Annotated in this window: 10 protein-coding genes; 6 read left to right on the forward strand and 4 right to left on the reverse strand. The window is 39.3% G+C overall.

Annotated elements, in window-relative coordinates; translation table 11 throughout:
* Positions 1-86 precede the first annotated feature (86 nt).
* Positions 87-1,532 (reverse strand): dGTPase, encoded by a 1,446-nt coding sequence (dgt, locus tag N473_RS16480; RefSeq protein ID WP_063368886.1) that lies wholly within the window; start codon positions 1,530-1,532, stop codon positions 87-89.
* A 198-nt stretch (positions 1,533-1,730) separates the two neighbouring features.
* Here dgt and N473_RS16485 point away from each other — a divergent pair, with 198 nt between their 5' ends.
* Together N473_RS16485 and N473_RS16490 are read left to right on the forward strand one after the other, a co-directional pair.
* Positions 1,731-4,529, forward strand: a complete 2,799-nt coding sequence (locus N473_RS16485; RefSeq protein WP_063368887.1) for a tetratricopeptide repeat protein — start codon at positions 1,731-1,733, stop codon at positions 4,527-4,529.
* A gap of 390 nt (positions 4,530-4,919) precedes the next feature.
* Positions 4,920-6,092 carry a hypothetical protein gene (locus N473_RS16490; protein WP_063368888.1) on the forward strand — a complete coding sequence of 391 codons (1,173 nt, stop codon included), beginning with the start codon at positions 4,920-4,922 and terminating at the stop codon, positions 6,090-6,092.
* Between the two features lie 68 nt (positions 6,093-6,160).
* Here N473_RS16490 and N473_RS16495 read toward each other — a convergent pair whose 3' ends face one another.
* From N473_RS16495 to N473_RS16505, 3 genes are all read right to left on the reverse strand, one after another.
* Positions 6,161-7,579: an EAL domain-containing protein gene (locus tag N473_RS16495; RefSeq protein WP_063368889.1), complete on the reverse strand. Its 1,419-nt coding sequence runs from the start codon at positions 7,577-7,579 to the stop codon at positions 6,161-6,163.
* Between the two features lie 163 nt (positions 7,580-7,742).
* Positions 7,743-8,201 (reverse strand): BLUF domain-containing protein, encoded by a 459-nt coding sequence (locus N473_RS16500; protein WP_063368890.1) that lies wholly within the window; start codon positions 8,199-8,201, stop codon positions 7,743-7,745.
* 99 nt (positions 8,202-8,300) lie between these two features.
* Positions 8,301-8,735, reverse strand: a complete 435-nt coding sequence (locus N473_RS16505; protein WP_063368891.1) for a hypothetical protein — start codon at positions 8,733-8,735, stop codon at positions 8,301-8,303.
* 305 nt (positions 8,736-9,040) lie between these two features.
* Between N473_RS16505 and N473_RS16510 the strand changes: the two genes are divergently transcribed.
* From N473_RS16510 to ltaE, 4 genes are all read left to right on the forward strand, one after another.
* A complete protein-coding gene (locus N473_RS16510; protein WP_063368892.1) occupies positions 9,041-11,290 on the forward strand; it encodes a response regulator in 2,250 nt (749 codons plus the stop codon).
* Positions 11,291-11,451: 161 nt separating this feature from the next.
* Entirely contained in the window at positions 11,452-11,961 is a 510-nt protein-coding gene (locus tag N473_RS16515) for a DUF2938 domain-containing protein (protein ID WP_081221234.1), read from the forward strand.
* 40 nt (positions 11,962-12,001) lie between these two features.
* The gene (locus N473_RS16520) at positions 12,002-12,493 is read left to right on the forward strand and encodes a cupin domain-containing protein (protein WP_081221235.1); all 492 of its coding nucleotides are present in this window, start codon (positions 12,002-12,004) and stop codon (positions 12,491-12,493) included.
* A gap of 118 nt (positions 12,494-12,611) precedes the next feature.
* Entirely contained in the window at positions 12,612-13,631 is a 1,020-nt protein-coding gene (gene ltaE, locus N473_RS16525; protein WP_063368894.1) for a low-specificity L-threonine aldolase, read from the forward strand.
* The last annotated feature ends 334 nt before the right edge of the window (positions 13,632-13,965 follow it).

The following is a 13,965-nucleotide window of genomic DNA, read 5'->3' on the forward strand; positions in this document are numbered from 1 at the left end:
ACAAGTCGTACTATCTTACCTTCGTCGTTGCGGGCTTGCCCCGCAATCCATGTTTGATGAGGCCTTAGCCCTAGATGATAGTTTATTTAATCTGCAACCAATAACGTGCGATATGTGTCATAGGCAAGCTGATCTGTCATGCCACTGACATAATCTTGAAGCAGTCTGCAGCGGTAATAAAACTCATAAATAGGTTGTGTTTGTTGTTCTAAGTGTAGTTTTGTAGTGGCTTTTTGGTAAACCGAAACATACTGACCGGGTATGCGCTTAAGGAGCCTAACTTCAACGGGGTAATCATGACTGTGTTCAATAATACGTTTAAAAGCGGATTCAGAGACATCCAGTAAGCGGCGGTATTCATTTAAAATCCCCGAGGTGATTTTATAACCTTGTAGCTCCAACTCTTCTACTTCAGGGTGACAAAAAACATGTTTTAAAGCGACCTGCTTTAACGCGCGAGTAATCGCATGTTGATGACTGTTATCTTCTAATAATGCTTGATTAAAGCTGCCTTCAAAGATTTCTTCTATATTGTCAATAAAACGCTTTGTCGCATGTTTAACTAACGGGTGAATGAGCTCGACTCGTAAATATATGAAAAACTCGGTACTTAAATTGGCTGGGTTTTGATTCGCTCTTTTTAGGGCTTTGCTGCACGCATGCTCTATCAGGTCTTCATGGCAGCTCAATTGCATGTCTCTTAGTTGATGACGATACTCTTGTTGTAAAAGTATAATCACTTGACCAACACTGAGAAAATTTTTAACTACAGCGTCTTCGATATCTGCTAAGCAGTAGGCGATGTCGTCAGCTGCTTCCATGATATACGCTGCTAAATGGCGATTACCTAAAGGAATTTCTAATTTGTCGCACAGCTGTTTTACAATGGATTGCTCACTAAAATAATACCCCACCTTTTTATTTAAGTAGTTGTTTTTATTGCCACTTAGCTTAGCTGTAGTACCACAGCGCGTGTATTTCAAAATAGCAGCAATTTGAGAATAAGTTAAATTCAAATTAGCCAAAGTGGTTACAATACGAATAGCTTGCGCATTACCCTCAAAGCTGCAAATATCTAGGATCAATGCTGATTGTTGGTTAGTCGGGTTTGTTACGTAATCATACGTTGAATGGGCGGTAAAGTACCGCTTAAACCAATCATTGATTGCGGCTTCGCCAAAGTGACCAAATGCCGGGTTGCCTATATCATGCATTAGGCAAGCCATCTCAACCAAACTTACCAAGGCATTAGCGGTGTCTGTTGTTAAACTGCATTGTAAATCGTTATTTGAATTCAATATCTTAACAATAGACTGAGCAATAAATCGGCCGTTTTGTTGTACTTCAAGGGAGTGAGTGAGGCGGGAGCGCACGGCAGCGTTTCGCTCAAGCGGAAATACCTGTGTTTTTTGTTGCAGACGTCTTAGTGCTGCGCAATTAATGATACGCCCTCTATCGCTTTCTATGCCGATAGAGAGGTCTTGTTGCTCCTTATAAGCACGCATCGCATTTATTCTTTTATTAAAATCCATTTTGTTACCCGCTATCCACAGAGAAGACTTTATTGTAAACAGATTGTTTAACGATGCAAACATATGACCTTTTGTAGATAAGAAAGCGTAGTTAGATGTCAAATAGATTAACCTTGACTAATATTAAGTGTGACGACTTGCAAGTGATTACCTATGCTGGCAGTCTTGGCCTTAGCATCATCATGATTAGATTTTTGTATGAAATTCTTAGTATTAGCTGTTCTTATCACGTTTTTATCTGGCTGCATGGTCAACCAAAACAGCGTCGAACCTCACTTGCTTTTTCATAAACCAAATGATGTGCCCAACGACGCCTTAGTAGCACAAAGCTACTTCTTGCTATCGCAAGAGGCATATCGGTTACAGGACTTTGATTATGAGTTTGAAATACTCAATGAGTTAGCTGAGTATGAATATGGACCAGCCCAATTACAGATCGCAAAAAACCTCTTAAAAGGTCATGGTCAAGACTATGTGCAAGGCAATGCACTCGAGTGGGCGACTAAAGCTGCAGAGCGAGACTATATACCTGCAATTTTATTTTTAGCAAAATGGTATCGCTTCGGTGGCAATGGTGTGAAATCCGATCTTAAAGAGTCAATGACTCTATACGCGCGTGCAATTGAGTTGGGTGAGCCATCGGCTGCGACTGAGCTTGGTTACATCTTTATCAGGCACTGGAAAGAAGAGAAGGGGTACGAAACTGCGCAGCAACTATTTGCTAATGCCGCTTACCAAGGAGATACAAAAGCACTGTGCGGTTTAGGTGTTGTTTACCGAGAGTCAAAAAAGCTAGGTGATTTAGAGAAAGCTAAGGATTACTTTCAAGTGAGTTATGCTCGGGGCTATCAGGAGTGTGCTTTTGAACTTGGGTATTTATATCACAGGTATGTACCTGACACTGCTCAAGCACTAACTTGGTACACAACAGCAGCCAAGCTTGGCTCTAGTGATGCGTTAAATAATTTAGGAATGATGTACAACAATGGAGATGGTGTTGCTATTAATTATGCATTGGCAAAAATGTATTTTGAGCAAGCGATTGAGCATGGCAGTAAATTAAGCTATGGGAACTTAGGTCGTTTGTATGAAGTAGGGAATGGCGTCGTTCAAAACTATGATCAAGCTATTTCGTTATACAAACAAGGCGCACAGAGTCAAGATGCACAATCGATACATAATCTGGGTTCTATGTATAATTTGGGCACAGGGATAGAAAAAGACCGCGATAAAGCACTGACTCTATTTGAGCAAGCTGCGAATTTAGGAAACCGATTTTCTGCATTTAATTTAGCTAATGCATACCTGTATGGTGATGGGAAAGCGCAAAGTAACGAATTAGCGCTTGAGTATTACTTGTTGTCGGCTAAGGCGGGGCATGCGCCTAGCTATTGTTATGCCGCTGATGCTGTATTGGCTGAGAGTTGGACATTAGCAAAGTCTTATTATTTCGAAGGTGCAAAATTAGGACAACAAAATTGCTTAATTAATTTAGTCAGAGGGATGCGCGTAAATCGAGAACAAGATCTGCCAATTGTTGAGTTGTTAAAGTCGTTTGCAAGTCGCAAAGATGTATCTGCCATAGAGGAACTTGGCAGAACTTACCAAAACGGAGACTTTGGCGAGCTGGTTAATTTCGATGCTGCAAAATCATATTACTTACAAGCAGGCGCGCTGGGTGCTGGCGGTGCATTTGCGCATTTGGGCTTTTTATACGAACAAGGTGAGTTGGTTGAGCAAGATCTAGAGAAAGCCGCTTCTTTATATATTCAAGCTGCGGAGGCCGACTCGGCGCTGGGCAAGAATAATCTAGCCACATTTTATCTCAACGGCGTGAGCGTAAAAAAGAATAAGGCGAAAGCTGTGGCGTTATATCAGCAAGCAGTTGAACAAAATCATGCGATTGCAATGATCAACCTTGGTGATTTGTATTTGGCCGAACGTACGAGTGAATCATCACACAAGGCATGTACATTGTTTTCGCGGGCATATGAGCAAGGCGCTGTGAGTGCAATTATACGCTACAGTAATTGCGTGATAGAACAATCGGGCGATGCGATTCTTGCATTTAAATTGCTTGGCCAAGGCGCAGTTGAGGGGTGTCAACTTTGTATCGTAAAACAAGCCGAGTTGATCCGAACCAATAAGATCCCGAGCAATACGGTCGAAGATGCGTTGGTATTGCTCAAAGATGCGGTCAAGTCAGGCAATTCCGCTGCGGCATACAAAATTGCGAATTGGTATGAGTCTGGCGTGTTACACCCTAAAAATATGCAGTTGGCACTGGATTGGTATCGCACTGCGGTCACGCTAGGCAAAATTGATGCTTTAAACAAAGTGGCTGAATTTTATTGGTCTGGAAAAGGCGTTGAAAAAAATGAAGGCAAAGCGTTAGAGGCCATTTCCCAATTGGCCAAAGCTAAAGACTTTAATGTTGCATCTTTTATTGGTGAACACTTTTATCATGGCATAAATGTTGACAATGACTTTATTAAGGCTCGACATTATTTTATAGAGGCGGCTGAACAAAATGATGGTATCGCACTTAACTCATTGGGCGTGATATATCGTGATGGTTTGCATGTGGCTGTTAATACTAAACTAGCACTGAGCTTTTTCGAACGGTCTGCAAATTTGGGGTTACCTGACGCCATGCATAATTTAGGGGCTTTAAAATTATCATTGGACAAAGAAAAAGATGGCTTAACGTGGTTGCTGCGGGCTGCTGATAGGCAGTTTGTACAAAGTTACATTTTACTTGGCGATTATTATACAAGACTAGAGTCCAGTGAAGAATCAGTCCGTCAAGCGCTAAAGTGGTTGCAGTTAGCTGCGAGGGAAGAAGAACCTGAAGGGATGTATAAATTAGCCATATTACTAAAGAAGCAAAATAGCGATGTATACACATCAGAAGCAAAAAAGTTACTCAGAGCTGCGGCTTCAGGCGGTCATGAAAAAGCTGAGTCGATCATTAAAGAGTTTGATGCAGAGCCTTAATGAGGGGGAGGGGGCACTTTTGTTTGTGTACCAGCGAAAAAGAAAATGTATTTGCTAATGTTATTTTTTGCAGTTTCTATCGTTTAATCATAAAGAAGATAAAAAAAGAATAATCTCGCAAAGTAATAATATTAAATATGTCAATTATCTTTGTTAATGGCTTGCTGCTTTATACAAGGCCAGTACTCGATATGGGGGGACATGTTTAAGTAAAGATAGTCCTTTTTTATTGCACTTTTATATGGTTTTATATTCTATAGATGAGAAGCTGTGGAAACAGTACGTTATTTTTATGTATAAATAATGCGGTTACTCATGTATGATATTAATATAAACATAAAGTTAAGTGGCTTTTAAGGATTACGAAGCATTAAGAAAGTTATAGATGAGTTGTCTTTTTTATCGGAAGAACAGCCTGATCCATTTTTCATTGAAGGGTATATAACAGGGTTAGGTTTGACGCCACAAACAGTTTTGCCAAGTGTTTGGATCCCACACCTCTTTGCAGAAAAAGTACCGGAAGACGAATTAGAATTAAAAGCTATAATGGCGTTTTACAATCTTTGTATGGATAAAATCATACAAGGAGTTTTTTCGTTACCAGAAGAATGTAACCTCACTCAGTCTCACCTTAAGAATGCTTTGCTAAATGGTATGCCTTTACCAAGCTATTGTTCTGGCATGCTTTGCTCACTTTCTTTTATAGAACAGGCAGATTTAACTAGCGAGCAATACAACCAATTAAAGGCGTTGCAAACTGTCTTAGAGGGGTTTCAAGGGTATTTAAACGCGTTTAGAGCCTTTCCATCAAATGAACAAGACTTTACAACTGAACTTATCGCTGCTTATCAAAGTCTTGAACCATGCATAAGTAAAACAGCATATGAATTACGGTTTTCGGAGCAATGTATATCGCAAGCCGATGAAGTCAGCTCACTATCTGGTTTTGACCGCAAACAAATAGAAAATCACCTTAATGAAATATTAAGCAAAAATAATGCATCGACACTGAAGTTTATTGATGAACTTATTAGTGTGCTCGAAAGAGAGCTCATTACAACGCATTTTATTGAACAATATGGGAGTGAACTAGAAAATCTCAGTGAGATACAGCCATACCTCATATTGAAAGCGCGTAAAGCACAAATACATTTTAATTTAGAGCATTATGATATAGCACAGAAAGAACTAGAAGAACTGCTTAATCTTGCGCCTAATGACTATTATGAAAACCGCTATCAACTTTATAACTGCTACATTAAACAAGGTAATTGGCATTGTTTGACAACGCTTTTAAACAAGTATAAATCTAACTTATATAGTGAAAACAAGTTAATGGATAGTGCAACGATTCTTCTCAATGAGTATGCTCAACACGGTAGCAATCCAAAAACGAATGCTTTAAAAGAAAAAGTGAAAGGCTTATTTCCTGATATCGTGTCCATTAGTGGTTCTAGCGTTGAAGAAAAGTCTGATTGTGTAAATGAGTATATTAATAAAGGTGGACTAACAGCCTGGTGCTCAGTAGAAGGTAGTTTATTTTGGCTTAAGTCTAGGTATTGAGGCTTCAAGTTAGCCGGCTTCTCCCACATAATGAAAAACCGGCTAAGCACATCTTTTAGAAAAATTAATTAAGCTGCATCTTGTTCTTGCGATAAAAATTCATTCATTGTTAGCGGTACAGATGCGAAGTAACCTTGAATATAGATATTCGGGTAGCGTTTCATATACTCATACTGAAATCTATTCTCGACGCCTTCAACTATCACCGTTTTTCTACTCTGCTGTGCAGTTTTGATCACTGAGTCTAACCTCGGTGCTTGTGCTGCCTTGTCTTGAACATGTGTGATGAACGTTTTGTCAATTTTTACAGCGTTGAAATAACGGCTACTTAGGAGCTCATTGCCATTTTCACCCTTACCAAAATCGTCAATAGCAAAACTAAAGCCTAAGTTAGACATTTTTCTTAACGTGTTAATCGCATTATCACTTAGCTTTAGATCGCTGCCTTCGGTGAGTTCAAAAGTGATGAATGCAGCGATAGATGGCGTGTCCCTAATCACTTTTTTCAAATAAGCAAGTAGGCTTTCATCCTCCAGTAACTTAGCGGATATATTCATGTGAATGGGTTTAAGCTTTTCGTGTGCATCCAGTTTGATCTTCAACATGGAGTAAATTTGGTTGATCACGATTTTGGTGAGCTCGCTATGTAGCTCCGGTTTATCCTCAATCATTGGCATAAAAGCTTTGGGGCCGAGGTTTTTAGTATTTCTCCAACGTATCAGGGCCTCATAGCGCTTCGGGTTGTCAATGTCAGAAGATTTGAATATCGGTTGGAAAACAAGATAAAAGTCATCAGGATTAAATGAGATACTATTCATGAGCTTCAGCAATACATGCTTTCGATACATCTCTGCCTGATAAAGCTTTTCATTATGGAAGAATGTCCCCGTTTGAGACTCCAAAGCATACTTCATTGAAAAAGTTAGCCTTCTTTGTACTTTATCTATGCCATATAAAGACGATTGTCCGGTAAGACTCATAGATGATATTGCGTAATCAATGGGTACTTGCGTGTTATTTACCCACACTTGCTTTGGTAATTTATCGAGGATTTCTTTTTGCTTCGCTTCAGCTTCTTGTTGATCTGAGCCCGTGTCATGCGTAACAAATGCCATCACCATATAATCAGAGTCATGCAGTGCAAGCGCAAACGGCTGACAGGCTTTGCCTACCTCTTTAAACAATTGAGTTAAGGTGTCTTGGTTACTTTCAATGGAGTCAAAAACCGGTGTTTTTCCAAGTTTAATGAGAGAAACGTGGAATTGAGAAAATTTTCTGTCTACCTTCATTAGTTTTTGCATGAAAAACAGATAATTAGGTATGTCGCTTGTGCCATGATACAAAACAGACTTGCTCAGCGCTTCCTTTGCTTTTTTCAGTTCATTTAAGATTTTTAAATCCTTTTTACGCAGTTGGTTTGTTTTTATCAGTGCGATTAAACTAATTGCAGCAATAACGATTGCGATGCTTAAATATAAATTGTCCATAAAAGATAAATAGTTGAGAAATGTGCATTTAAGATTTAAATACACAAAAATGGACGAATTATGTGTTTTTCGGTGTTTATCAGCTTTTTATATTACAGTCCATTACACTACCACGTGAATAGACGTCTATGATTGGTGATAAAGGTGCAACATTAATTCGGAGCTAAGCGCCAAAAGAGCGCTTGATATGTTCTTCAATTTCAAACTCATGATTACGAAATGACTTTAGCAGTTTATAACTTAGCGGCAGGCGACGATGAGGTCTAGTCTCTTTAATCTTGCGGTAAGAGGGTTCTTTGTCTAGGTCAATTAAGCCCATCGCCCATTTTCTAAAGTTACGCTTTCCAATGGGATTACAAATTAGCGCCTCGACTTCTTTGTGCCTTTTATCTTGCTTTATATGCTCAAACAACTGTTCTACCTTAGATTTATCTCCCTCAATGACTTGCATGAAGTGATGTCTATCGTAGAGTAGCATGCCAGATATACTGCTTATTTGATTTGCGGCAGCACATTGTCTTCTTAGTGTTTCTAACTCTGCATCGCTCAGTGGTGTCGTGACGGTGCTGATATAAATGAGCTCAATTAATTCCATAGTACGATTGAGGTTATTGCGATACATACAAAGATAGTCGCAAATATATTGGTTCGCACGAAAACTAGGCATATTTATGGTAGGGAAAAAATTGAGGGAAACGTTCCCTCAATTTTACTGGACGAATTATAGTCCAATCTTGTGAGATACAGTGACTTCACAAGATGCTGAGTTTTGACCAAATGCAGACTGTACAAATAATTGATCGCCTTGCTTAAGGTTTGACAATATTAACTTGGTTGTATCGTAGCGACGTTTAGCAACTTGATCATTCCAAGCAGTAGAATTGTCTTTGTTTACGTCATAGTAAATACTACAGCCACCTACCGCACCGTCATTCGTTACCCAATCAAAATTGATTGTGTAGTTAGAAATGCTGTAGTTGAATTTTGCATTGTTATGTTGGCCATAGCTATCTGTGATATCAATGTAGGTCCATCGTGCTTGAGGTACACCTGGACGAGGTTTCTCGGTAATGTTCACACCTAAACCTGAGTCTGCATATACCGCTGATGTTGCCGATAGCGCTGCTAAAATTAAGGCCACTTTTGTAATTTTCATTCTAAAACTTCCTTTTTAATTTTTAATTAATTTATGCAATTAAAATATTTCATTGCTGATATATTAAATCACGTCGCTAAGGTATCACTTAAAAATTAAATTTTCATTTGTGGATTTGTAACTTTATATTTAATTGTATCAATAGGTCGATTCTCTATACTGAGAAAAATAATCGCTGGGCAGTCCAATTAGACTAGATGCAATAATTTATTGAAGTTTCTAGATATATTTCTTTACTTTGATGCTGCTCTCTCCTACTTTTTTAGTAATCGAATTGATACTTCACTATATTCAAGCGAGGGCTGATGCTGGCGCTATCGACACAAACAATATTGTTGATGTGTGCAGTTGGCATTGTTGCATCGGCAACTGCACTTACCTTTTTATGGATGGCAAATCGCAATATTAAAGCCACGGCTTTTTGGGCAATAGGGCCTTGGTTGCTTGTAGCTAATTTCGGCCTTTTTGCAGCCCAAAATGCACTACCTTATTTTTTTAAACATATTGCGTCTAATTTATGTGGTCAGCTGTCCTTAATCATGATGTTAATCGGTTTGTATTATGCAGTAGATAAGCGTCCTCCCTGGCGAATATTGGCTGCATATATAGCCGGATTCTTAGTGTTGTTAACGGCGTTTACGTTTTGGTTCGACTCCTACGAGTATCGTTTGAAGCTCGCTGTGTTCACAATTTTGTGCACATCCATATGGATGGTGGTTTTTATGCTTGAACATAGAAGAAATCGCTTTGAAGTTTCGGGTGCGCTGGTTGTTTTGGGCTTAGGTTGCCTAAACACCGCGGGCTTTTTTAGGATCAGCGCTCCAATTAATGATGGCGCAACCAGTATCATGACGGATACCAGCATTTATATTCAGTTATTTTTTATTACCATTATGGTCGCGCAACTGGTGTTTAACTTCGGTTTTGCGATCATGGTGGGTGAGTTACATAACTTTGCGATTAAACAAGCGCAGCAAGCATTACTAAATACGAATCATGAATTAGCGATTGCGAAAAAACGAGCGGAAGAAGCCTCTCGACATAAATCAGAATTTTTAGCAAATATGAGCCATGAGATCCGCACCCCTATGAATGGGGTGATCGGTATGTTAGATCTTGTTGAGAAAGAAGGCCTTAATGAGATCCAACATAATTATGTGATGACAGCAAAGTCCAGTGCAGACGCGTTGATGGTGGTGATTAATGATATTCTAGATTTTTCGAAGATAGAAGCGGGTCGACTAGAAATAGAAAAAACAGAATTTGACCTGATCACTGAAAGCGCATCGCTACTACAAACGCATGCACATGCCGCTCATGGGAAAGGACTAGAGCTGGTATTAGATACAGCCAATTTGACGACGCGTTGTGTCAAAGGGGATCCGGTTCGTTTTAAGCAGGTACTTGGTAATTTAATTGGCAATGCATTGAAGTTCACACACAAAGGAGAAGTGGTTGTTACCCTGAGCACTGAAAATCACAATGAAAAAGAAAAAGTGAAGCTGATTGGGCATGTGAAAGATACAGGTATTGGAATTGAATTAGAAAAGCAGAAAAAATTATTTCAGTCATTTTCACAAGTGGATTCAACCACAACAAGGCGGTTTGGTGGAACAGGGCTTGGTTTAGCGATTGTCAAAACCCTGTGTAAATTGATGGAAGGGAATGCATCTTTGCGCAGTGAGTTGGGCGTTGGGAGTATTTTTAGTTTTGAAATCATGCTGGAGCCCGTGGATGTTGAACATACACAGCTAAGTACCCAATTCAATTCAGTGTTAATCATTGAAAGCAATGTTTCAGCTGCGAATGCACTCAAGGGCATAGTCTGTCGGCATGCATCAACGGTTAATATTGCGAGTGAATTAAAAGCGGCTGAATCTTTTATAAATACACAAACAGATCTGGTCATTTTAAGCCGCTATATAAACGGTAAAAAGTCGGAACAGTGGCTTAAAAAAATGAATCTCCAGCCTAATGCGAAAGCCGTGATTTTGACGCTTTTAAAAGATACGGAGAGTAGCCACTATTTTAATGAATGTGGGTTTTACCGCCGGTTTAATAAACCATTCTCACAAAGTGAATTTGAAGGGTTTATGATGTCTATTAAAGGCACTGAGCAAGCACCTTCAATAAATGAAAATGTCTCTTCAAAGGCGTTTGAACAACAGGTCGTGCTACTTGTTGAGGATAACCCAGTTAATCAGCTGGTTGCTAAAAAAATGCTTGATTCGTTAGGGCTAAAAACAGAGCTAGCAAATAACGGACAGGAGGCATTGGATACACTATTAGCAGCTAAACACCAATATCAACTGGTATTAATGGACTGTCAAATGCCTTGCATGGATGGATTTGAAGCAACTCGACGTATCCGCCGCGGTGAAGGTGGGCAGACCTTTTTAAACATTCCAATATTAGCATTAACGGCAAATGCAATGAAAGGAGACAGGGAAGCTTGTATTGAAGCGGGGATGAATGACTACATCACAAAGCCAATTTTGTTAGAACACTTGACTAACGCTCTGTTGCGATTTTTGACTCCGACTAAAGTATATTAGTTTTCTTAACTAACAGTCTGTTTTTTCTTATTGCTCCTTCTTTAAAAATGATTGGGTCATCCATTTTCTATTTTTCCCCTTGACTTAAAGTCGACTTTAAGTGGCATAGTCTTCTTCCTTCTAAATGTCTTATTAACAATGTTGAGGATGAGGAGATTTGTATGTATTTGGAAGAGGGGATGCTTCAAATGATAGGACTATCTATCATCGCAGGCCTTGGGGCTACTGTGTTTATGGATATATGGAGTGAGTGTTTAAAGCGTATTTTTGGTGTTCAATCATTAAATTACGGTTTAGTTGGTCGCTGGGTATTACACTGCCTGCAAGGCAAGGTACTCCATCGCAATATTATGAGTGCTAAGCCTAAAAACCTAGAGGGAGTGGTCGGCTGGATTGCCCATTATCTGATAGGTGTTTTGTTTGCACTTTCTTTTATATTTCTCTCGCACATGGTCAGTAGCTCATTATTAAACCCATGGCTCGCGATATTATTTGGCACATTAACGGTATGTTTTCCTTTTTTTGTGATGCAGCCATGTTTTGGTATGGGCATCGCAGCAAGCAAAGTGCCAAAAGCCAATATAGCGAGGTTAAAGAGTCTTGGGGCGCATGTTTCTTTTGGTGTTGGCTTGTATCTAACACTGTTATGTATCTCGATATTTTATAAGTAATTTTTAATTTTTCCCTAATGTATTTAAGGTAAAGGAATGAATGATGGATAAAGCAGAGAATAAGATACTAGTAAATGGCCCAAATAGCGGATGCTACGTGAAATCGGCTGGCAACTTATACCGCGAAGTTATCAATGGTGAACAGACGGATGGTCAGTTTTCTCTAATTGAGTCAATTATTGAGCCCGGACAAGGTGGGCCATTTCATACTCATGCCAATGAACAGGAGTCCTTTTTGGTATTGAATGGCACATTAACCATATTTGATGGCTCTGATCGGTATGATGCAACCCCTGGCACATTTGTTTTTTGTCCACCAGGTACACTGCGAGGATTTCGAAATGAGACCGATGAGCGAGTTAAGGTATTGATTTTATATACGCCTCCGGGTATTGAAAAAATGATACAGATGGAAGGGGAGGTTTTGAATTCTGCTGAAGATTTTAATTTTGAAGCCACCGAGCAGAGCTTAACATGTCCGAGGTTAAATAAAGCGTTTGGCATTGTTGAAGATAGCCGCCCGTTACCTTAGTTTTTTCGCTCGTGTGCAGTAGGGCTAGTACATTGATTTGTGTGGTTTCATAGTAGGTTTAAAATGATATATTCTACAGTCGATAGTGCAAGTATAACGGACTTAATAGGGAAGCTTTATGATTGATTTTCGCTCTGATACGGTGACATTGCCTTGTAAAGATATGAGGCGTTTAATGAGTAATGCTATGGTGGGTGATGACGTGTATGGTGATGACCCCACAGTGAATGAACTAGAGCAATATAGCTCAGTAAAACATGGATTTGAGGCCTCTCTATTTGTTAGTTCGGGTACGCAGGCTAACTTACTAGCGATCCTTGCACATTGTGAAAGGGGAGATGAATACATTTGTGGCCAAAATGCACATAACTATAAGTATGAAGCTGGTGGGGCTGCTGTGCTTGGTTCTGTGCAGCCCCAACCGATTGAGAACCTGCCTGATGGACGTATTTGTTTAGATAAAGTTGCAGCTGCTATCAAGCCCAACGACTTTCATTTTGCGAGAACTAAAATGTTAAGTCTAGAAAATACCATCGGTGGTAAGGTCTTAGACCTAGGTTACTTAAAAGAAGCGAGGGCATGTACTAAAAAGTATGCGCTTAAGCTTCACCTAGATGGTGCGAGGGTGTATAACGCAGCGATTGCACTAGGAGTGGATGTAAAAGAGATCAGCCAATATTTTGATTCAATGACAGTATGTTTATCGAAAGGGCTAGGTGCACCCGTTGGATCGTTGTTAATGGGCGATCGTGAGTTTATAGAAAAAGCACGGCGACTCAGAAAAATGCTCGGTGGTGGTATGCGACAAGCTGGTATTTTAGCTGCTGCAGGCATATATGCACTGAAAAATAACGTTGATAGGTTGGCTGAAGACCATGATAATGCGCGCTACTTGGCACAGCGCCTTAATGAACTTCCTGGGTTTGACAGTTCATCATATGATGTTCAAACAAATTTAGTGTTTTTAAATGTCGATGAGAGTATCGATATGCAAGCGTTTTCTGAGGTCATGTTTAGCAAAGGCATCAACTTAAGAGCTGGGTATCAAGGTATGCGTTTAGTTACGCATTTAGGCATAAATAAAGACAAAATTGATGTTTTTATAGAGACTGCTAAATCATATTTTAATATTGACTAATCTATCACTTTCAACCAAAACTTCCTCTATAGGGCTTATGTATTTAACAACATAGGCCCTGCGTTCAATATTCTCGATGAATTATTCAACCAATCAACTACGACACTGCCTTTCTGAAGAGAGTGGGATGTGCTTATTAGCGTGTATGCAAGCCAACAATCGAGGCCTAAATTAGTAAAAGTAAATAGCGACATAAATCGCTGAAGACTGTTTTTTATATTTAAGTAATGGTCATTGAGAATGTATTGGAATTTTAAATTAACGTGATTATGTTTTTTAAGATTATGATTTATATGCTTATAATTTATTTCATTCGTCGTCTTGGTTGGTTTTT

It is taken from the genome of Pseudoalteromonas luteoviolacea CPMOR-1, assembly GCF_001625685.1.
GTDB classification, from domain to species: domain Bacteria; phylum Pseudomonadota; class Gammaproteobacteria; order Enterobacterales; family Alteromonadaceae; genus Pseudoalteromonas; species Pseudoalteromonas luteoviolacea_K.